The sequence below is a fragment of the Buttiauxella izardii genome (genome assembly GCF_003601925.1).
GTDB lineage: Bacteria > Pseudomonadota > Gammaproteobacteria > Enterobacterales > Enterobacteriaceae > Buttiauxella > Buttiauxella izardii.
The window spans coordinates 17,262-37,318 of record NZ_QZWH01000017.1 but is presented as its reverse complement, the minus strand read 5'-3'; the positions used below and the strand labels follow the sequence as shown (position 1 = coordinate 37,318).

Annotated in this window: 19 protein-coding genes; 13 read left to right on the top strand and 6 right to left on the bottom strand. The window is 51.6% G+C overall.

What is annotated here, in order from left to right:
- Positions 1-65 precede the first annotated feature (65 nt).
- Positions 66-704 (top strand): RpiB/LacA/LacB family sugar-phosphate isomerase, encoded by a 639-nt coding sequence (locus D6029_RS09365; RefSeq protein ID WP_120064517.1) that lies wholly within the window; start codon positions 66-68, stop codon positions 702-704.
- 57 nt (positions 705-761) lie between these two features.
- Here D6029_RS09365 and D6029_RS09360 read toward each other — a convergent pair whose 3' ends face one another.
- Positions 762-2,180: an MFS transporter gene (locus D6029_RS09360; protein WP_120064516.1), complete on the bottom strand. Its 1,419-nt coding sequence runs from the start codon at positions 2,178-2,180 to the stop codon at positions 762-764.
- A gap of 216 nt (positions 2,181-2,396) precedes the next feature.
- Between D6029_RS09360 and azuC the strand changes: the two genes are divergently transcribed.
- The 6 genes from azuC to D6029_RS09330 all read left to right on the top strand — a co-directional run bounded on the left by azuC (position 2,397) and on the right by D6029_RS09330 (position 8,163).
- Positions 2,397-2,480, top strand: a complete 84-nt coding sequence (azuC, locus tag D6029_RS09355; RefSeq protein WP_115628089.1) for a stress response protein AzuC — start codon at positions 2,397-2,399, stop codon at positions 2,478-2,480.
- A gap of 201 nt (positions 2,481-2,681) precedes the next feature.
- Positions 2,682-4,274: an ABC transporter substrate-binding protein gene (locus tag D6029_RS09350; protein ID WP_120064515.1), complete on the top strand. Its 1,593-nt coding sequence runs from the start codon at positions 2,682-2,684 to the stop codon at positions 4,272-4,274.
- A 136-nt stretch (positions 4,275-4,410) separates the two neighbouring features.
- Positions 4,411-5,364, top strand: coding sequence for an ABC transporter permease (locus D6029_RS09345; RefSeq protein WP_120064514.1), 954 nt, complete (start codon positions 4,411-4,413; stop codon positions 5,362-5,364).
- Between the two features lie 4 nt (positions 5,365-5,368).
- Entirely contained in the window at positions 5,369-6,214 is an 846-nt protein-coding gene (locus D6029_RS09340; protein WP_120064513.1) for an ABC transporter permease, read from the top strand.
- Complete coding sequence (locus D6029_RS09335) at positions 6,207-7,190, top strand: ABC transporter ATP-binding protein (RefSeq protein WP_120064512.1); 984 nt, start codon at positions 6,207-6,209, stop codon at positions 7,188-7,190. The genes D6029_RS09340 and D6029_RS09335 overlap by 8 nt, the downstream gene beginning before the upstream one ends.
- Positions 7,177-8,163 carry an ABC transporter ATP-binding protein gene (locus D6029_RS09330; protein ID WP_120064511.1) on the top strand — a complete coding sequence of 329 codons (987 nt, stop codon included), beginning with the start codon at positions 7,177-7,179 and terminating at the stop codon, positions 8,161-8,163. Before D6029_RS09335 ends, D6029_RS09330 begins: the two co-directional genes overlap by 14 nt.
- Here the strand turns inward: D6029_RS09330 and nadS are convergent.
- Positions 8,160-8,453 carry a NadS family protein gene (gene nadS, locus D6029_RS09325; protein WP_120064510.1) on the bottom strand — a complete coding sequence of 98 codons (294 nt, stop codon included), beginning with the start codon at positions 8,451-8,453 and terminating at the stop codon, positions 8,160-8,162. The two genes, D6029_RS09330 and nadS, sit on opposite strands and share 4 nt — an antisense overlap.
- A complete protein-coding gene (locus D6029_RS09320; RefSeq protein ID WP_120064509.1) occupies positions 8,454-8,765 on the bottom strand; it encodes a type II toxin-antitoxin system RelE/ParE family toxin in 312 nt (103 codons plus the stop codon). It abuts the gene before it with no gap.
- Between the two features lie 209 nt (positions 8,766-8,974).
- On the opposite strand from D6029_RS09320, the gene D6029_RS09315 reads away from it, so the two are divergent.
- The gene (locus tag D6029_RS09315) at positions 8,975-9,226 is read left to right on the top strand and encodes a DUF2766 family protein (protein WP_120064508.1); all 252 of its coding nucleotides are present in this window, start codon (positions 8,975-8,977) and stop codon (positions 9,224-9,226) included.
- A 121-nt stretch (positions 9,227-9,347) separates the two neighbouring features.
- On the opposite strand, the gene D6029_RS09310 is transcribed toward D6029_RS09315, so the two are convergent.
- The 3 genes from D6029_RS09310 to D6029_RS09300 form a co-directional block, all read right to left on the bottom strand.
- Positions 9,348-10,691, bottom strand: coding sequence for an anaerobic C4-dicarboxylate transporter (locus tag D6029_RS09310; RefSeq protein WP_120064507.1), 1,344 nt, complete (start codon positions 10,689-10,691; stop codon positions 9,348-9,350).
- A gap of 145 nt (positions 10,692-10,836) precedes the next feature.
- A complete protein-coding gene (locus D6029_RS09305) occupies positions 10,837-12,855 on the bottom strand; it encodes a heparinase II/III domain-containing protein (RefSeq protein ID WP_120064506.1) in 2,019 nt (672 codons plus the stop codon).
- 20 nt (positions 12,856-12,875) lie between these two features.
- Positions 12,876-14,114 carry an alginate lyase family protein gene (locus D6029_RS09300; protein ID WP_120064505.1) on the bottom strand — a complete coding sequence of 413 codons (1,239 nt, stop codon included), beginning with the start codon at positions 14,112-14,114 and terminating at the stop codon, positions 12,876-12,878.
- A 495-nt stretch (positions 14,115-14,609) separates the two neighbouring features.
- Between D6029_RS09300 and D6029_RS09295 the strand changes: the two genes are divergently transcribed.
- From D6029_RS09295 to D6029_RS09275, 5 genes are all read left to right on the top strand, one after another.
- The gene (locus D6029_RS09295) at positions 14,610-15,905 is read left to right on the top strand and encodes an ABC transporter substrate-binding protein (RefSeq protein WP_120064504.1); all 1,296 of its coding nucleotides are present in this window, start codon (positions 14,610-14,612) and stop codon (positions 15,903-15,905) included.
- 88 nt (positions 15,906-15,993) lie between these two features.
- Positions 15,994-16,878, top strand: coding sequence for a carbohydrate ABC transporter permease (locus tag D6029_RS09290; protein ID WP_120064503.1), 885 nt, complete (start codon positions 15,994-15,996; stop codon positions 16,876-16,878).
- A gap of 10 nt (positions 16,879-16,888) precedes the next feature.
- Complete coding sequence (locus tag D6029_RS09285) at positions 16,889-17,728, top strand: carbohydrate ABC transporter permease (protein ID WP_120064502.1); 840 nt, start codon at positions 16,889-16,891, stop codon at positions 17,726-17,728.
- A gap of 10 nt (positions 17,729-17,738) precedes the next feature.
- The gene (locus D6029_RS09280) at positions 17,739-18,827 is read left to right on the top strand and encodes an ABC transporter ATP-binding protein (protein ID WP_120064501.1); all 1,089 of its coding nucleotides are present in this window, start codon (positions 17,739-17,741) and stop codon (positions 18,825-18,827) included.
- Between the two features lie 13 nt (positions 18,828-18,840).
- Entirely contained in the window at positions 18,841-19,977 is a 1,137-nt protein-coding gene (locus D6029_RS09275; RefSeq protein WP_120064500.1) for an alginate lyase family protein, read from the top strand.
- The last annotated feature ends 80 nt before the right edge of the window (positions 19,978-20,057 follow it).

The following is a 20,057-nucleotide window of genomic DNA, read 5'->3' as shown; positions in this document are numbered from 1 at the left end:
GTATCGTTACTGCATACCAAAGCTATTCACCGCGGGAAATCCCGTGACCCAATCAGGAGACGGAAATGAAAATAGCACTGATGATGGAAAACAGTCAGGCTGGAAAAAACGCCATCATTCTTAATGAGTTGAAAGCGGTTGCTGGTGAAAAAGAGTACCCGGTTTACAACGTAGGCATGAGCGATGAGCAGGATCATCACCTGACTTACATCCACCTCGGTATTATGGCCAGCATTCTGTTGAACTCTAAAGCGGTTGATTTCGTGGTCACCGGTTGTGGCACAGGTCAGGGCGCAATGATGTCTCTGAACATCCACCCAGGTGTGGTTTGTGGCTACTGCCTGGATCCAGCCGATGCGTTCCTGTTCTCGCAAATCAACAACGGTAACGCGCTGTCTCTGGCATTCGCAAAAGGCTTCGGCTGGGGTGCAGAACTGAACGTGCGCTACATGTTCGAAAAAGCGTTCACTGGCCGTAAAGGCGAAGGCTACCCAATCGAGCGTAAAGAGCCACAGGTTCGCAACGCAGGTATTCTGAACCAGGTGAAAGCCGCTGTTGTGAAAGAAAATTATCTGGATACGTTGCGCGCTATCGACCCTGAGCTGGTGAAAACCGCAGTATCGGGTGAACGTTTCCAGCAGTGTTTCTTCGAAAACTGCCAGAACAAAGAAATTGAAGCATTTGTTCGCGAAATTCTTGCTTAATTATTTCTGACATGACGTAAGGCCAGCTTTTGCTGGCCTTATTTTTTTGGACTTCCGCTACTGCTTTTTCGACACGCTGCTGCCCGCGTCGCGCGGTAAACGCAGCAAATCCACCAGCCCAAGCAGGCAAATCAACGTAATCATCACAAATGAAATCTTGATGGAAAACCCAGGAATGGTGGTGATATCCAGCCATTGACCGGCTTTCTCCCCCAGACGAATCCCAATCGCGCCAAGCGTAATCCCCAATCCCACAGAAAGCTGCGTTGCGGTACTAAACAGCGTATTGGCGTAGCTCATTTGTGTGGACGGAACGTCAGAAAAGGCCAGCGTGCTGATGCCGGTAAACTGCATTGAGCGGAACATCCCGCCAAAAAACAGAATTGCCATCGTCAGCCAGGCCGCCGTGTTTGGCGTGAGAAACGCGCAGGCCAGTAAAGAAGCCACGTTCAACAGCCCGTTAATGATCAGCAGCTTTTTAAAGCCCAACGCGCGTATCAGCGGGGTGGTGGCTGGTTTCATTGCCAGGTTCCCGGCAAAAACGGCCAGAACCAGTAAACCCGAATGGAAGGCATCCATCCCGAAACCGACCTGGAACAGCAACGGCAGCAAAAATGGTACGGCACTGATCGAGGTGCGGAACAGCGAACCGCCGTACATCGTCACGCCGAAAGTTTGCACCTTTAAGGCTTCAAGGCGAATCATCGGGTGTTCTGCGCGTTTAAAATGCCGCAGCGAAAACCACAGCGCCGCCGCGCCCAGAACCAGAATACTCACCGTTGGCAGCACATTAATGTGTGATTGCCCGAGCATTTCCAGACCGTAAACCAGGCAAATCATGGCGATGGCGGTGCTGGCAAAACCGATGCCGTCAAACGGGCGACGATCGTCATCATGAATATCGGGAATTAACCGCCACGCCAGCGCCATCGCAATTAGCCCCAGCGGCAGGTTGATATAAAAAATCCAGCGCCACGATGCATAACTGGTGATAAATCCTCCCAGCGGCGGGCCAATGATTGGCGCCACTAACGCAGGCCACGTCAGCGTGGCGATGGCGGTGATCAGCAAATGTTTGGGTGTGGTGCGCAAAACGGCCAGTCGCCCGACAGGCACCATCAACGCGCCGCCAACGCCCTGTAAAATACGCATCGCAACAAACTGCTCGAGCGTATTGGCGATACCGCATAACACCGATGAAAACGTGAAAATGGCCAGCGCGAGAGTGAAAACTTTACGAGCACCAAAGCGGTCGGCAATCCAGCCGCTGGCGGGAATCAGCACCGCCAGCGTCAGCAAATAGGCGCTCATACCGATGTTCAGATCAACCGCATCGACGCCAAACGTTTTTGCCATTTCTGGCAGCGCGGTGGCGATAACGGTTCCGTCGAGAAATTCCATGAAAAATGCGCCAGCAACCAACAGTGCCATACCTGAAATGCCACGTTTTGCTGCCGGAGAAGGGGAGTTAGTCATGAGTGGAACTCAAAATTAAAATAATGTTTTAAAAATTTATTGAGCCAATTAACCAGTTAAGTCCCGGATATGCAAGCCATTTCATGTGACGGAGTTGTAAAATCCACAAGAAAAATGTGTGATGTGCATCACAAAACTATTGATTTGTGTGACGGATGTCATATTATTAGCCGCATAACGAGCAACATCTGCAAAACAAAAAAACTGGAGCACACAATGAAAATGCGCAAAATCCTGAAAAGCATGTTCGAACAATACTGCAAGACCTTCAAAGATGTACCGCCAGCTGGCATGTTCTGAGTTGTCAGCCTGAAGAAAAACCTGCTACGGCAGGTTTTTTTATGCCTGAAATTTGGCACAAACTTTTCGATAGCACGTTATATATCCACAATTTTTGCTTTAGCACTTTTTCGTATAACGTTATGCGTTTTACACGCATTTACAATGTGGGTATGGCTGGTGCAGTATGCAGGCTCTATTTGAGACGGAGTCTGTGAATAAATGCGTAAACCCCTGTTGTTATCTGCGCTGTTTGCTTCTTTGGCCCTGGCCCTTTCTGGCTGTGATGATGCAAAAACCGACACTGCGGCAAGTCCTGCCCCAGCAAAACAAGCAGCCCAGGATGGCGGCAATTTAATCGTTGGTGTGACTACCGGTGATCCGTTAGCGATGAACCCGTTATATGCCAGCGACCGCACGACGCTGACCATTATGCAGGCGTTGTACGCACCGCTTTATAGCTTCAACGGCGACAAGATTGAATGGGGCCTGGCAGAAAGCCTGACGCCTTCGGACGACAACCTCTCATACGTTCTAAAACTCAAACCGAATCTAAAATGGCAGGATGGCCAGGCTATCACCGCTGACGACGTGGTGTTTACCTTCAACAAATTGCTCGATGAGAAGCAGCACAGCTTCTTCCGCAGCATGTTTGTCTATGGCGGCAAACCGATTCAGGTCACGAAAGTTGATGACCTGACGGTGAAATTCACGTTGCCGCAAGTCAGTGCCGCGTTTGTCGGCACGCTGGTGCAGATTTACCCAATTCCGCAGCATGTATTCGCCAGCGAAAATGGCGACATGGAAAAGAGCACCAAAAACGACACACCAGTCGGTTCTGGCCCGTTCAAATTCAAAGAATATCGCGCCGGTCAGTACTACGCATTAACGCGTTTTGATGATTACTGGAACGGCAAGCCGAAACTTGAAGCGGTGACTTATCGTTTCGCGAAAGACAGCAACTCCGCCAATCTTGCGCTGCAAAACGGTGAAATCAACATGAAGATGATTGACCCGCAGGACGTGACGCGTCTGAAATCCAGCGGCAAATTCGACTTCGTGATTTATCCTGAAGGCCGTCTGGCGTACATGACGTTTAACCAGAATATCGACAGCATGAAGAACAAGGCGCTGCGCCAGGCCATCGCTTATGCCATCAATAAAGACGAACTGGTTCAGGCGGCATTTTCTTCGCTCGATTACGCGCAACCTGCCGCATCAATTCTGACGCCAGACACGCTGTATCAGACCAGCGATGTGGAACCCTACAAGTTCGACGTTGAAAAAGCCAAAGCGTTACTGAAAGAAGCGGGTGCGCCTGCCAATCTGAAATTGCGTCTGGCGTATATCAACAGCAATAAAACCCAGGAAAGCATGGGGCTGTATATTCAGCAGCAGCTGAAAAACGTCGGTATTGCGGTTGAGCTGATGCCTCTGGATGCGAACGCGATGTCGCAACGCAGCCTGGATATGAAAAACACTTCATATGAGTTGAGCCTCGGCGGCTACATCATGGGCATGGAACCGGACGGTTATAAGTCGCTGTATATGAGCAACGAAGCTTATAACTACGCGCATTATAAGAACCCGGCGTTCGATGCATTGTGGGAGCAGGGCGCAACGGAAACCGACAAATCGAAACGCGCTGAGATTTATAAGCAAATCCAACAGACGGTTGCCAACGACATGGCGTGGTATCCGATTGCTTACACCAACGCGGTTGTGGCGGTCGATAAGCGTTTTGGCGGCACCAAAGAGGCTGAACCTAAGCCTGTTTATATGTTCCAGGATTTGTCGAAAATCTATCAACAATAATTAACGCCAACTTTAAGGGTCTCATTTAAGGGGCCCTTATTTATGACGGCATAATGGTGGATGACGCTAATACCGGGTTTGTCGGCCGGATAAGCGTGCGTCATCCGACATTGCTTGAGTCAATTTTTGAGGCAGTATGAATAATGTTTTAGTCCGACGCCTGGCGCAGTTAGTGCCGATGTTGTTCTTCATTTCGCTGGTGTCGTTTTTGTTGGTCAAACTGGCTCCTGGCGACCCGATTCAGGCCTATATCACGCCGCGTATGAACCCGGAAGATATTGAGCGTATCCGCCAAAGTCTTGGGCTTGATAAGCCGATATTTATGCAATACCTATTGTGGCTCAAAAATGTGCTGCAAGGGGATTTGGGCTACTCGCTGATTTACCATCGCCCGGTGTTAACCATGATTGCCGAGCGCATTCCGGCAACTCTCGGCTTAATGGGCGCATCCCTGATTATGGCTATGCTACTGGCGATTCCGTTGGGATTACTGGCTGGTGCCTATAAACATCGCTGGCTTGATCACTTCCTGAATATGTTCGCCTATATTGGCATTTCCGTGCCGATTTTCTGGTTCGGTATCTTGTTGATTACCGTATTTTCAGTGCAGCTCAACTGGCTGCCGAGCATGGGAATGCGCACCATCGGCGTGGAAGATTCCTGGCTGGATGTGGTGCGCCATGGCATTTTGCCGTGTATCGCCCTGAGCTTTTATAACCTCTCAACTTATGTCCGTTACATCCGTTCCAACACCATCACTCAGCTTTCCGCCGATTATGTGCAAACCCAACTGGCATACGGTGCCACGCGCCGCTCAATCTTGTTCCGCCATGTGCTGAAAAACGTGCTGCTGCCGGTGATTACCCTGTTTGGTATTTCGTTCGGCGAGCTGGTGGTTGGCGCATACGTGACGGAAAGTGTGTTCTCCTGGCCGGGAATGGGCCTGTTAGGAATTCAGTCGATCACCTCGCTGGATTACCCGCTGATCATGGCGATGATCATGCTTTCTTCGACGATGATTATCGTCGGCAACCTGGTGGCAGATTTGTTATATCGCGTGGCGGACCCGCGCATTAAGGCATTGAGGTAAGACGATGAGTAGACGTTGGCAACAAGTTAAACACGGCCTGAAACGTAATCGTCCAGCTCAATTCTCGCTCCTGGTTCTGATTGTTTTCAGCATTGCGGCGTTACTGGCCGCACTCAGTCCTTTTGATCCAAATCAGATGTCGCTCACCGCAAGGCTGCTGCCGCCGGACGCCGCGCACTGGTTCGGCACCGATGATTACGGGCGCGACTACTTTACTCGTGCGCTGTACGGCGGCCAGATTTCCCTGATGGTGGGCTTCCTGTCGATGGTGTTCTCGACGTTGATTGGTACGCTGGTCGGCACCGTGAGCGGCTATTTTGGTGGTCGAATAGACAACATTATGATGCGCGTGGTCGATATCTTAATGTCGATTCCGGCGTTCTTTTTACTGCTGGTGTTGAATGCGTATCTGAAACCCGGCATCGCCAATATCATTATGATTATCAGTGCATTGACGTGGATGAGTATGTCCCGCCTGGTACGCGCAGAAACCTTATCGGTGAAAGAGCGTGAATACGTGGTGTATGCCCGCGCCTGTGGCGAACACCCGCTGATTATTATTGCGCGCCACATTATCCCGAACATTTTGCCGACCATTATGGTGGCGGCGACGCTGAATATCGCCTCGGCAATCCTCATGGAATCGACACTCAGCTTCCTCGGCCTTGGCGTGCAGCAGCCGAATGCGTCGTGGGGCAGTATGCTCAACAACGCGCAATCCTTTATTGGCGAAGCGACGTGGCTGGCGATGTTCCCTGGCGTCCTGATCTTGCTGACGGTGCTGAGTTTTAACGTGCTGGGCGACGTATTACGTACTGCTTTCGAGCCTGGAGCGAACCGCGATGAATAACTTACTCGAACTCGAAAACCTGCAAACTTCGTTCTTCACCCGCGAAGGGGAAGTGAAAGCGGTGCGCGGCGTCAGTTTTGCGGTGAAACGCGGCGAAGTGGTGGGCATCGTCGGCGAATCAGGCTGCGGCAAAAGCGTCACCTGTAAGTCGGTGCTGAAGCTTTTGGGCAGCAACGGCAAAGTGGTCGGCGGGCACGTTCATTTTATGGGCGAAGATTTGGCCCGTAAAACGCCGGAGCAGATGCGCCATATTCGCGGCAATGATATTGCGATGATCTTCCAGGATCCGATGACCGCGCTTAACCCGGTGCTGACGATTGGCAAACAGATGAGCGAGATTCTGATTCGGAATCAGAATCTCAGCAAAAAGGCAGCCAAAGAGAAATCCATCGCCATGCTGCAACAGGTGGGGATTGGCAACGCGGAACAGCGTTATAACCAGTATCCGCACGAGTTCAGCGGCGGCATGCGCCAGCGCGTGATGATTGCCATTGCGCTGTCTTGCCACCCGAAATTACTGATTGCCGATGAACCGACCACCGCGCTGGATGTGACCATTCAGGCGCAGATTTTGCGTTTGCTAAAACAGCTTCAGCAGCAAACAGACACCGCTATTATGCTGATCACCCACGATCTCGGCGTGGTCGCGCAGGTGTGTTCCCGCGTAGTGGTGATGTACGGCGGGTTAGTGATGGAGCAGGGGAGCGTGGACGACATTTTCTATCGCCCGGCGCATCCGTACACCCGTGGATTGCTGGCTTCATTACCCCGTCCGGGGGAAGTGAGTGAACGTTTGTCGCCAATCGAAGGCTCACCGCCTGGATTGCTGAATCCGCCACCCGGCTGCCCGTTTGCCGAGCGTTGCCCCCAGCGCATGGAGCGTTGCAGCAGCCTGCCGCCAATGTATCAAATTGCAGAAGATCATCAGGCCAAGTGCTGGTTATGGGATACGGAGGTGAATCATGCAGGACGTTAAGCCGCTGGTGCGCGTGAAAGGGCTGCGCAAATATTTCCATAGCCAACAAGGATGGTTTAACAAAACGCCGCCGGTGAAAGCGGTGGACGGCGTGAGTTTCGATATCTATCCCGGTGAAACTTACGGCCTGGTGGGCGAATCGGGCTGCGGGAAATCGACGCTCGGGCGCAGCGTTTTACGTCTGTTTGATATCACCGACGGCGAAATTGAATTTGCCGGCCAGGACATCGCTCATATGAGCGACAAGCAACTCAAACCATTGCGCCGCCGTATGCAGGCTATTTTCCAGGACCCGTATTCTTCGCTCAATCCGGGGATGACCGTTGCGCAGTTAATTGCCGAACCGATGAAAATCCACGGTTACGACAAAGAACAACGCACAGCCCGCACGCTTGAGTTGCTCGAAAAAGTCGGGCTAAAAGCGGAGCATTTAAACCGTTTCCCACATGAGTTCAGCGGCGGCCAGCGCCAGCGTATCAGCATTGCGCGTGCGCTTTCGGTAAACCCGGAATTTGTGTTGTGCGATGAGCCGCTGTCGGCGCTGGATGTTTCGGTGCAGGCGCAGGTGGTGAATATTTTGCAGGATTTGCAGCAGGCATTCGGGCTGACGTATCTGTTTATTGCGCACGATTTATCGATGGTGCGCCATATTTCCGACCGCATCGGCGTGATGTATCTCGGCTCGCTGGTGGAAGAAGCCCCCGCCGAAACGCTTTATACCGAACCGGCGCATCCGTACACCCGTGCGCTGCTGGCCTCAATTCCAGTTGCCGACCCACATGTCCAAATGCTGGATCAGGGCGGCATCAAAGGTGAGTTGCCCGGTGCAATGAGCGACTGGCCGGGCTGTAAATTCTGCAACCGTTGCCCGCGAGCGATGGATAAATGCCAACGTGAAGCCCCGGTTATACAGGAGATTTCACCCGGTCACCGCGTGGCTTGCTGGTTGTTTGAAGACAATAAGAGCCTTTAGCGAGGTGCAAGAGCGAGAATGACATGCTCGGGGTCATTCTCAATCGCACGCAGCAAGGCTTTGGCAGGGCCAGTCGGTTCGCGGCGGCCCTGTTCCCAGTTTTTCAGCGTATCAACACTTACGGAGATTAAACGAGCAAAACCCGCCTGTGATAACCCGGTCGCCTGACGAATGGCTTTGACCTGGGTAGCGGTCACTTCTATTGCACGAGATGGTTCGCGTTTGCCTTCAACAATCTCATTCATCTGCGCCATACTTTCGGACAGACGTGCGAACAATTTCTTATCCATTTACCACCTCTCGTTCATTTGCCGCAAAAAGCGTTTTTCGGTTTCACTGAGATCGTCTTTCATTCCTTTCGGGTAAATTAGTAACAACCTGATGATGCTCTCGACGTTTTTATGGAAATAAATGACTCTGACGCCACCTCGTTTCCCTTTGTTTTTCGCCAGCCAACGTACTTTACGCAAGCCTCCGGTATGAGGGATCACATCGCCACTATCCGGTGATAATGTGAGAAATACCTGAAACAGCCTGTATTCCTCATCCGTAAGTAATGCGCCAACATCCTCTGTAAAAATGGGCGTTTCGATAAAATGCATAGTATCCGCCATTGGCTTATAGCCAAGATTAAGTTATCAGAAATAATGAGTAAGTCAATGGCGTACTTAAATAGCATGCAGAATGGGGAAGGCTAAGTGAATTCGCAAAGTTGTTACGTGATTTTCGAGGCTGCTTCCAGAATGGATCATTGCCTCGCGCACATTGCCACGAGTACTATGTCGCCCATCTTGAAACAGGAGAAATAACAATGTCTGAACAATTATCTGCTGACCAGGAACTGGTTTCCGACGTCGTGGCATGTCAGTTAGTGATTAAGCAAATTCTGGATGTGATTGATGTGATTGCGCCGGTAGAAGTGCGCGAAAAAATGGCGAATCAATTAAAGACCATTGATTTCACCACCCATCCGGCAGCGGCAGATCCCGTGACCCGCCGCGCGATTCAAAAAGCGATTAGCCTGATTGAGCTGAAATTTACGCCGCAAAACGAAGCGCATTAATTCCATCCGTATATCGCCTTTTTGTAGGTCGGATAAGCGGCAGCGTCATCCGACATAACAGGCAAAAATGGTGGATGACGAATGCCGCTCATCCACCTTACAAAACCCGTCTGATTCACGCTTAGAAGAACGTCATCACCAACAAATAACTCGCCGCACACGCACAACTCACACCGATCAATCCTGGCAAAATGAAACTGTGGTTAATGATGAACTTGCCAATCCTGGTGGTGCCGGAACGGTCGAAGCCGATACACGCTAAATCGCTTGGATAAGTCGGCAGTACAAAGTAACCGTAGGATGCCGGGAAGAAGGCAATCAGCATTTTCGGCTCAACGCCTAACATCAACCCCATCGGAGCCACGGCGGTTAACGCGGCGGCCTGGCTATTCACCAGTTTTGATACTAAAAATAGCACGATGGCATACGTCCACGGATGGCTTTTCACCACGCCTTCCAGTGCCATTTTCAGCTCTTCCAGATGCGCCTGGAAAAACGTGTCGCTCATCCATGCCACGCCAAACACCGAGAAAATCGCCACCATCCCGGCTTTAAATACCGCACCGTTGGAGATGGCGGAAGCATTCACTTTGCACACCATCAGCATCACCGCACCGGCAATCAACATCATCATCTGAATCACCAGATTCATCGACAGCGGCTTGAGCGAGCCTTTAATTTCAAAGGCCGGGCGCAATGCGGGAATCGCCCCCAATAACACCACCACTAAAATCCCGGCGAAGAAAATCCACGTCGACCAGTAGGCTTGTTTTGGGAACACCTGGTTCATCAGCGTTTCGCTGCTGCCGTAGATAAACTCACGCTGTTTCGGGTCTTTCAACTTCTCCTGAAATTCCTCGTCATCTTCCAAATCCTTACCGCGGCGTAAACTCCACAGCGCAGCAATTAGCACGCCAAATAACGACGCGGGGACGGAAACGCAAAGAATATCGAGGATGCCCCACGCGTGGCCGATACCATGATTCGCCGCCAGAATCGAAATCAGCGAAACCACCGCCACCGAAACCGGAGAGGCCGTAATCGCCATTTGCGAGGCAATCGACGCCACCGCCATTGGGCGTTCCGGGCGAATGCCTTTTTTAAGCGCGATATCGGCAATGATCGGGAACATGGTGTAAACAACATGGCCGGTGCCGCACAGGAACGTCAGCATCCAGGTGGTGAAAGGGGCAAGTAGCGTAATGTGTTGAGGATGTTTGCGCAGGAGCCGTTCCGCGAACTGCATCATCACATTCAGGCCGCCTGCCGTCTGCAATGTAGCCGCGCAGCCAATCACCGCCAGAATGGTGAGCATCACGTCAACCGGCGGTTTGCCTGGCTCCAGGCCAAAAATAAAGGTCAGGATAAACAGCCCAATCCCACTGATCAGGCCCAGCCCCATCCCGCCAAAACGCGTTCCAACCAGAAGACATAAAATAATGACAATAAATTCAATGGTTATCATGGTAATCCCTTAACGTTAGGTATTGCTTTAGCATTACAGAATGTAAGGATTACCAATGAGACACAGATCTTAAATGTTAAAATTCAATGAAAACAGATGGTTAATAACATTTTGTTAACACTCCGCCTGGTGGCGGAGTGTCGACTTAGAGAGGAATGTGCGAATGCTGAAGGCGAGGAAGCTTTGTTTCGTCGCTGGCAATATCAATCAGTAACACGTTCTCACCGCGTTTTAGCGCAATACGCATACCGCTATTATCCGGCGTGACCTGCATATCTGTTATCGGTTGTGAGTTGTCGAAATCCCACACGCAGACAAACTCGGGGCTGGGTTCATGGCTGCGTAACACAACATAACTCAGGTCTTTCACCGCCGGATTATCCGGTGCTTTGCCTTGCCAGAGCTCGGCCTGCCCGTGTAGCCACAAAGCCTGCCCATTGTGTGCGCTGCCAAAATTTCGTGGCTGGCTATTCTTCAACTGAACGCAATGTGCATCCTGCATAATCGCGAGCGGGCCGTTGGGGCAGAATGTCACCCGTTCGCCTTCAACATCAAGCGCTTTTCCCTTGAGATGCAGTGTCCAGTCGAGCTGCTGGCGATGCGGGTTTTGCACGTTGCTGATGTCAATTAAGGCGTTGTCCAGCCACAGTAAACGGCGGCGGAAACGCACATCGCGCCAGGCCTCAACATCCCATTGCACGCGGGTGTGGCTGTCCAGCTCCGGCGGGGTTTGTCGCCAGTCCACTTCGCTATCGAGCCAGCAAAATGCTTCGCTTTCATAGTATTGGCGCACTACAGGAATGGCAGGCGGTTGATTCGTCTGGTTAACCGTAACCGTATTGTGCGTGGCGCTATTTTTGTAATATGCATAATGCATCGGCGCGCCGTAACCCGTGGTTCCAAGGTCGGGCAATATTTCTTCTGCGCCATTAAACAGCACAAGATTCAGGCGATCGTAGTGGTCATGCTCGCCACCGTAAGGCGTGTGTTTTACCAACAGTGCACGTCTCTTTTGCGGGTTGCGCCAGATAGTCAGGCCGCAGTCCGGGGCGTGCAAATGCCCACCGGGAATCAGTTCGGGAACCTGTTCTGGCAGCGGTCGGGTATAGATAAGCGCATCCAGATTCGGGTGCGGATGTTGCTGATTAATCACCTTTAGTGCGGCGGCGTACTGCGGTTCCTGGTAGTAGAACCAGGCAAATTCATAAAGATGGCTGTGATCGAGTTTTTCCTGGCCGTAAATACAATCATTGATGCGCGGGAAAGTGCCATCGGGCATCAGCAACGTCAGCGGGAAACTGAGCATTTTTTTATAGTACGGTTCATCGAGCAGGCTCCAGCGTGTGCCCATCGCCAGCTTTTCAAACGCCAGGAACCCTTGCAGAGCGTAGAAATGATAATGAACCGACCCCTCGAACCATAACCCTTCATCGAACAGCCCATGTTCAAGTTGATAACGCAACCCGTAAGGCTGGTTAACGGCAAACTCCAGCAGTTCATCCTCTTCCAGCACCAGCCCCAAAACCCCGACGGTGCAGCCAATCTTGACTTCATGGTTATGGAGTTGTGCGGTGCGGTGGGCCATCAGAAATTGCGCACCTTCTCGCAACAGGCGAGTGGTGATGTATTCGCGTTGCTCGTTTGTCAGTGCTTCATTGATGCAATCAAATCCGAGGGTGAAATCCAGCAGGCAATTGGCTTCGCACAGCGTCTGGGCGTTCATTTTGCCCGGCCCGTTATAAGGAATACCGCCGTGGATGGCGTAGCCTGGGTAAAACTCGGCGTAGCGCAGCAGTAAATCACGGACTTTATCGAGGTAAATTTGCTCCCCGGTTAACCGCCATAAAATGCCGAGCTGATGACAGGCTTTGGCATTCAGCCCGTTGAGTTCGCGCCACCAGGCTCCGTCGTATGGCTCGCCGCTAAACCGCTGCCCGTCAATTGGGCAGCAATGAGAAGTCGGGGCATTTTTGTCCCAGACCAGCCTGACGCCGTGGTCAGGGCAGTAATAATAAAGGTTCCAGGTGGCTACTGCCGTTTCGGGTACTTGCACCGGGTTGCCCAGCACCACTGAATTATCGGTAATCAGTTGCTCAATGAATGCTGGCTGTTGGTTAACACGTTGCCGAAGAAGAATAAGTTGTTGCGTGGTGAACTGCTTCATCGCTCGATCCTTATTCTCAATCAGTGTGGTTTTAATGGGGTAATAAGATGAGAAATATCGTCCGGATATTTCGCCATAAGCCACTGCGCTTTCTCGGCAAATAACTTGTCGTCAGGCCACGCCCGTGCGGCGCTCACCATATTCACCAATGCTTTTTTATCATCCATTTTATCAATATCTTTCCATGGCCAGGTTTCGTTGCTATTCACGAAATTAGCGACATAGGTGTAGCCCTTACGCAAGCTACGGCCGTCAACGTTGACGTTCCACACATCCTCACCGGCAACTTCCCCTAAGCGCCCGAGTTTGTTGTAAGCCTCCAGGTGGAAATTGCTGTAATGCCACGGGCGTGTGCGCTCAATTTCAGCCATCTGACGGCCTTCTTTGTCAAAATGGGAAGGGATCCGGCGTAGCTGCGTAATTTGCAGACGCTTTTTGGCAGCAGCAGTATCACCGCTAAACAAGGCAAATGACGCAGCCTGCAAATCAAAATAAGTGCCGTGATTGTTATGCCAGTTATCTTCTTCAAAACCGTTCTGGCTGGTGGTCATCCACTGATAAAAATCGCCATACCACTGTTTTATCTTCTGATAATCTTCATCGCTGATCATATTCGCCGGGCGTAATAGTTCTACGGCATCAATCACTTCAACTAATGCACGGCTATCAATCAGCCCGATTCCACGCCCGTCATTAACGCCCGGAATGGCCTGGGCGTGTTGTAGATTTGGGTTCATGCGCGTTTCTGGCTTCACGAACCAGTTCAGCAGCTGATCGCGGGCCTTTTCGGCGTACGCTGGGTTTTGTGTGAATTGCCACGCCAGCGCCAGCGTCCACACGTCATTGCTCATGTTGACCAGGCGTTTTTTGTCCGTGGCGTCGCTGTTGGCATCGGGATTGGTCTGACCGTCTTTGCGGATATAGGGCAGGCCATCTTTTTTGTTTGGATCCGGCCACCAGTACGGTGGGAAACTGTAGTAGTCGTGCTTATCGCCGCTGGCGGCGACCAGGGTTTTATCCATCACCGAATACAGCGGTTTAGTCAGCGCTTTATCCGCCCCGGAAATCAGTTTTTGGTACGCACCGATAAACTGCGGATTTTGTGCTTTAACCTGTTCCTTGCTGTAGCGTAAATCATCGAGTTTTATTTGCAGCGGATGTGCATCGGCGGCATACAACGGCGAGGCAGTTAATACACCTGCAACAGCCAGGGAAATTAATGACAGGCAGGACAATAAAGTGGGTTTTGTCGGGCACATATTTTCTCCGTCCATCGGTAGAATAAATTGCAGGCGACAGAAATATCACCTGATTAACTTTAGGGGTTATTAATAATCATCAACGATCAGATTGGAAATAATATCATTGATGTTTCCTGCGCAGTGTAAGAGGCGGAATAAATTTTTGTGTGACGGAGTTCAAATTACAGTTCGGGATGCTAAATGACCGCAAAAAATGGGTTTCACATCACGAAAATCAATGGTTTTAAACATAATTTTAAAAAATGTTAATTTCGTTAAATTTGGTAACTTGCTGTATTTGTGGGTTTTTATTTTTTATGTGTTTTTGGTTCTGTATTTTCATGTGACTTTCGACACATTTTTGCATTGTGAAACGGTATTTCTGTTTTAGGCGGTTGTGTTTAAAACCTGCATTCTATTTAATTATCGGGCAGCTTTTCCTTTACCGAAAATAATCTGCTTCACTCCATTTATTCAATATTCAAATTACTTAAAATAAGGACGTGAAAATAAATGTTCCCTACAAAATTAAAATCCGTATTACTGATATCCGCACTGGGGTTTAGTGCCTCACAAACCTTTGCAGCAGAAACACTGAATGTGTGGATTCGTGCTAGCAATGATTCAAAAAATATCTACAAGCAAGAAGCGGAAACCTTTGAGAAAAAGACCGGCATTAAAATTGAATATTTTAATGCGACTACCGACTTCGAGCAGCGACTCGCCCGCGCGGCAGCCGGGAATGCGTTGCCCGATCTTATCTTTAATGACGCCGTCGCGATGGGGCAATTTATCCAGCTTGGCATCGCCGAAGAAATCGACCCTAAAACCATAGCCGGTGGCGATAACCTCTATCCCACAGCCTGGGAAAGTACCCGTTATACCGACGGTAAATACTATGGCGTGCCCACATCCGCTCAAACCTTTGCGCTGTTTGTGCGCAAAGACTGGCGTGAAAAGCTCGGAATGCCTGCGCCAAAAACCTGGAGCGATGTCGAGAAACTGGCAAAAGCCTTCACCACGCAAGACCCTGACGGCAATGGCAAAAACGACACCTACGGCTTCTTATTGCCAGGTTCCACCACGCGCGGGTATGCCAGCTGGTTTATGAGTGCATTCCTGTGGCAAGCCGGGGGTGATTTTATCCGTGAAGGGGCGACCAAAGGCACGTTCAAGGCCTCACTCGACGAGCCAGCAGCCACCGAAACTCTGCAGTTTATGCGCGGCATGTTGTGCGAAAAAGTGGTTCAGCCAGGCGCGATTAACGCCACCACTGCCGACATTATTCCTTCATTCCGTTCCGGCCAAACCGGCATGTTCTTTACCGGGCCGTATCACATCGCGCTATTCGATAAAGATCCCGGCAAAGACAAGTTTGAAGTCGTGACGCTGGAAGGCCCGAAAAACAGCGCCACGTTAGCCGAAGGCACCACGGTATTCATGATGAAAAGCAGCAAGAACAAAGAGGCTGCGCGTAAGTTCATCGAATTTATGATTTCCCAGGAAGGGCAGGAAATCGGCATGGGCAAAGGCAGCAAGCATATGCCGGTGGTGCGTTTGCCGGTGAATAAAAATGTGGATACGCAGGCGGTCTATAACGACGAACGCTGGGCGACGTTCGCCAGCCTCTACGCCAACGAAGGCCGTTATGTGCCACAAGTACCGAATTGGACGCCAATCCGCCAGGTCACCGCGGATGGTTTCAACCGTATTCTCGCGGACTGTGGCAGCGATATTTCCGCCGAGCTGAAAGCCACCAACGAGAAGGTCAACGCTGAACTTGCCAAACAGCAGGTGTTGGCGAAGTAAGTTTTCTCCTCGCCCTCACCCAGACCTATCCCTCAGTGAGAGGGCCTGGGTGAGGGGGACTGACGATAACGTTTAAAAACGGGCAAAAATGACGATGTTAACTTCTCGCCAGAAACGAAATCTGGTGCCGTGGATCTTCCTGGCTCCGGCACTGGTCATTTTCACCTGGTTTAAATTCATCCCGATGCTGCAAGGGCTGGTGATGAGTTTTTACAAAGTGAATTTCAATCAGCCAGATGAATGGGTTGGGTTTGCTAACTTTGCCCGCGCGTTTGCCGATATCGAACTGCATTCGGCAGTTTTCAATACCTTCCTATATGTCGTCGTGACGATGGTGGTTGGCGCGGTGCTGGCGTTCTTTCTGGCGATGTTGCTCGAAGGCCCGGCTCGCCATCTGCGTTTTATCCGCACCGCGATCTTCCTGCCTGCAGTCACCAGTGCGGCGATTGTCGCGGAAATGTGGCGCATCCTGTTTAACCCCACGCCAAACGGGGTCGTGAACCATATTCTGAGTTGGTTCGGTGTTGCCGACCAGGGCTTCCTCGCCAGTTCGGACCAGGCGCTGTGGGTGATTATGTTGCTGCATATCTGGAAAGCGGTGCCGTACAACATGGTGATATTTATCGCCGGGCTGGCGGGTATCAGCCGTGATTTGTACGACGCCTCAAACGTTGACGGTGCGAACTGGTGGAATCGCCTGCGCTACGTCACCTTGCCCGGCATGATTCCGGCGATTTCTGTGGTGCTGATGCTGTCGTTTATCCGTGGTTTCCGCGTGTTTGCGGAGGTGTATGCCACCACCGGCGGCGGGCCTTCGGGTGCAACGGAGATGATCATGACGCACATCTACAAACTCGGTTTTGAGCAATTTGACTACGGCTATGCTTCGGCGGTGTCGTTCCTGTTATTCGCCTTCACCGTGGTGCTGACGATTTGTCACCTCACGCTGAAAAAGCGCATTGCCCGCTATTAAGGAGCTGCCCATGTCAGGTAAACGTTGGGATACCATTGGCCGCTGGATGATTTATGGCCTGTTATTAATTGTGTTCGTCGGGCCGTTTTGGGGCATTGTCGCCACCGCATTTAGCGGCGCACCGGTCAAACCGGGCGAACTGCTGGCGTGGCCGAATGAGTTTTCCATGGAGAACTTTATCTTCGCCTGGCAGGACATTGGCGTCTGGCAATATCTGCTCAACTCGATGGTGGTGGTGTTCTTCGGCACCATTTTGCAGGTTTCGGTGAGTGCGCTGGCGGCCTACGCGCTGGCCCGCAAAAAATTCATCGGCGTCTCGTTGGTCAGCTTAATCATTCTTTCCACCATGATGCTGCCGGAAGAAGTCATCGCCATTCCGCTGTACATGATCATCAACTGGCAACTGCCGCTGATTGACTCGTCACTCTACAACACCTATCTGGGCATGATTATGCCAGTAGTGGGCTGGGCATTTTCTATCTTCGTGCTTAGCGAATTTATGGCAGCGATACCCAAAGAGTTGGAAGAAGCCGCGCGTATTGACGGCGCGAATGAATGGCAGATTTTCTTCCATGTCATTTTGCCGCTGGTGAAACCGGCGCTCGGCACCGTGGTGACGTTCGGCTTCATCATGATTTGGGACCAATATCTGCTGCCGCTGATTGTGGTGAACAGCGACAGCCTGAACACCATTCCGGTGATCCTCGGCCGCTTGCGCACCGATGAAAGCATCACACCAAACATCTTTATTGCCATCACTTTACTGGCGATGTTGCCGAGCATCATCGTGTATCTCGGTCTGCAAAAACATTTCAATCGCGGGATTATGTCCGGCGCGGTCAAAGGATAAGGAGCGACACATGGGTTCCGTGGTACTGAAAAATGTCTGTAAATCATATGGCGACGCGCACGTTATTAAAGATGTTTCGTTGACCATTCCAGACGGTGAGTTCTGTGTGTTGGTTGGCCCGAGCGGCTGCGGTAAATCAACGCTATTACGCATGATTGCCGGGCTGGAAGAGATTACCGGCGGCGAAGTGGCCATCAACGAAAAAGACGTGACCGACGTTGAGCCGAAGCTGCGCGATATTGCCATGGTGTTCCAGAGTTACGCGTTATATCCGCAAATGACGGTGCGCGAAAATATGGGCTTTGCGCTCAAAATGGCAAAACTGCCGAAAGCAGAAATCAGCCAGAAAGTGGAAGCAGCAGCCGATCTTCTCGGTTTGGGCGTGCTGCTCGACCGTCTGCCAAAAGATCTCTCCGGCGGCCAGCGTCAGCGTGTGGCGATGGGGCGCGCTATCGTGCGTAACCCGCAGGTGTTTTTGTTCGATGAGCCGCTCTCAAACCTTGATGCCAAATTGCGTACTCAAGTGCGTGGTGAAATCCGCGAACTGCATCGCCGCCTGAAAACCACCTCGGTGTACGTCACGCACGACCAGATTGAAGCGATGACCATGGGGCAGATGATTGTGGTGCTGCGCGAAGGACGCATTGAACAGGTCGGTAGTCCGCTGGAATTGTATGACCGCCCGGCGAATCTTTTTGTGGCCGGTTTCATCGGCTCGCCTGAAATCAATCAGTTAAAAGGTGAAGTGACGCTACAAAACGGCGAGATGATGTTACGCCTGGGCGATGGCTCTTTGTTAAGCTTGCCGCCGGGCGTTCAAGTGCAGCCGCAACAAAAAGTGGTGTATGCGATACGCCCGGAACAGGTGAATGTGGTGAGTGAAAGCGAGCAAAGCGGGGCGCTGAAGGCGACCATCACCGCCATCGAAAATACCGGTTCTGATATGCAGTTGTTCTGTAACACCGGAGGGGGCTCGTTTACCTCTGTGTTTAAGCAGCGCTTAAATGTACAGGAAGGTGAAACGGTATGGCTGCAACCCAGAGTGGCCGGTATTCACATTTTTGATGCCGCCAGCGGGCAGCGTGTAGCGTGTCATTAAGAAGGAGTGATTGATGAAGTTATACACCCTGGATGTCACGTGCCTGGAGAGCGCCCGCCGTGGTTTGCAGCAACCTTTTTCCCCGCTGCAACTGGCGCTGGGGCGGCTGGTGAGCGAGGCGGATAAACTCCGTGGACAGCCACCCGAAAGCGTGGTGCATAAAAAGCTCCGCCCGGTGAGTGGTGACCCGCACGACTATTACAGCCTGGGAACCTACTGGTGGCCTAATCCGCGCAGGCCAAATGGCCTGCCGTATATCCGCCGCGACGGGCATACCAACCCGCAATGCCAGAACAATGACACCGACACCACACGCATTATTCGCATGTGTGAACGCAGCCTGACGCTCGGGCTGGCGTGGTATTTCACCGGTCAACGCAAATACGCCCTGGCAGCGGCGGAGCAAATCAAGTGCTGGTTCCTTGATGAAGCCACGCGCATGAACCCGCATCTGAATTACGGCCAGGCGATTCCGGGGATTGTCTCCGGGCGCGGCACCGGGCTAATCGATACACGCCTGTTATGGATGGTGATCGACACTATCGGGCTTATCAGCGATGCCAGCGTCCTCGACACCGACGATATTATTGGTTTGCATCAGTGGTTCCGGGATTTCAACCACTGGATGTTCTTCAGCGACGTCGGTCATTCGGAATACGTCTGGCATAACAACCACGGCACCTGGTATGACGCCCAGCGCGCGGTGAATGCGCTTTTCTACGGAGACAAAGGGCTGGTGGCGCGCATTATTCAGCAGGGGATAACCCAACGCATGGCGGCGCAAATCGACCAGGAAGGAAAGCAAACCATGGAACTGGAGCGCCCGGTGCCGTTCCATTATTCATTGTTTAACCTCGAAGCTCATTTATTACTGAATCGCTATGCCGAACATGTTGAGTTTGACCGCTGGAATGCGGTGCAGGACGGGCGCAGCGTGAAACTTGGCATTGATTATCTCATGCCGTTTATTGCCGATCCGGATTTATGGCCGTACCGCGATTTAGACGGCATCGTCTGGGATAGCGCATTGCGCCTATTGCTGCAATCTATGCGTGGGTATCCGAAAGAGGCGGCGCGATATAAAACCGTGCTGGCGAGTTTCCCGGAAGATGCGTTGAGTTTGCGCGAACAATTGATGTGGTGCGCCTGAGAAAATGGTTTTTGTCGGATGACGCTGCCGCTTATCCGACCTACGTGGCGGGTCGTACAGCAAGCGTCATCCACCATGTG

What these genes read in the sequence shown, in the direction of transcription:
- azuC (WP_115628089.1), top strand. Translation starts at nt 2,397, where the DNA reads ATGAAAATGCGCAAAATCCTGAAAAGCATGTTCGAACAATACTGCAAG.
- D6029_RS09360 (WP_120064516.1), bottom strand. Translation starts at nt 2,180, where the DNA reads ATGACTAACTCCCCTTCTCCGGCAGCAAAACGTGGCATTTCAGGTATG.
- D6029_RS09345 (WP_120064514.1), top strand. Translation starts at nt 4,411, where the DNA reads ATGAATAATGTTTTAGTCCGACGCCTGGCGCAGTTAGTGCCGATGTTG.
- D6029_RS09340 (WP_120064513.1), top strand. Translation starts at nt 5,369, where the DNA reads ATGAGTAGACGTTGGCAACAAGTTAAACACGGCCTGAAACGTAATCGT.
- D6029_RS09365 (WP_120064517.1), top strand. Translation starts at nt 66, where the DNA reads ATGAAAATAGCACTGATGATGGAAAACAGTCAGGCTGGAAAAAACGCC.
- D6029_RS09300 (WP_120064505.1), bottom strand. Translation starts at nt 14,114, where the DNA reads ATGTGCCCGACAAAACCCACTTTATTGTCCTGCCTGTCATTAATTTCC.
- D6029_RS09320 (WP_120064509.1), bottom strand. Translation starts at nt 8,765, where the DNA reads ATGCATTTTATCGAAACGCCCATTTTTACAGAGGATGTTGGCGCATTA.
- D6029_RS09350 (WP_120064515.1), top strand. Translation starts at nt 2,682, where the DNA reads ATGCGTAAACCCCTGTTGTTATCTGCGCTGTTTGCTTCTTTGGCCCTG.
- D6029_RS09305 (WP_120064506.1), bottom strand. Translation starts at nt 12,855, where the DNA reads ATGAAGCAGTTCACCACGCAACAACTTATTCTTCTTCGGCAACGTGTT.
- D6029_RS09315 (WP_120064508.1), top strand. Translation starts at nt 8,975, where the DNA reads ATGTCTGAACAATTATCTGCTGACCAGGAACTGGTTTCCGACGTCGTG.
- D6029_RS09275 (WP_120064500.1), top strand. Translation starts at nt 18,841, where the DNA reads ATGAAGTTATACACCCTGGATGTCACGTGCCTGGAGAGCGCCCGCCGT.
- D6029_RS09285 (WP_120064502.1), top strand. Translation starts at nt 16,889, where the DNA reads ATGTCAGGTAAACGTTGGGATACCATTGGCCGCTGGATGATTTATGGC.
- D6029_RS09330 (WP_120064511.1), top strand. Translation starts at nt 7,177, where the DNA reads ATGCAGGACGTTAAGCCGCTGGTGCGCGTGAAAGGGCTGCGCAAATAT.
- D6029_RS09280 (WP_120064501.1), top strand. Translation starts at nt 17,739, where the DNA reads ATGGGTTCCGTGGTACTGAAAAATGTCTGTAAATCATATGGCGACGCG.
- D6029_RS09310 (WP_120064507.1), bottom strand. Translation starts at nt 10,691, where the DNA reads ATGATAACCATTGAATTTATTGTCATTATTTTATGTCTTCTGGTTGGA.
- D6029_RS09295 (WP_120064504.1), top strand. Translation starts at nt 14,610, where the DNA reads ATGTTCCCTACAAAATTAAAATCCGTATTACTGATATCCGCACTGGGG.
- D6029_RS09290 (WP_120064503.1), top strand. Translation starts at nt 15,994, where the DNA reads ATGACGATGTTAACTTCTCGCCAGAAACGAAATCTGGTGCCGTGGATC.
- D6029_RS09335 (WP_120064512.1), top strand. Translation starts at nt 6,207, where the DNA reads ATGAATAACTTACTCGAACTCGAAAACCTGCAAACTTCGTTCTTCACC.
- nadS (WP_120064510.1), bottom strand. Translation starts at nt 8,453, where the DNA reads ATGGATAAGAAATTGTTCGCACGTCTGTCCGAAAGTATGGCGCAGATG.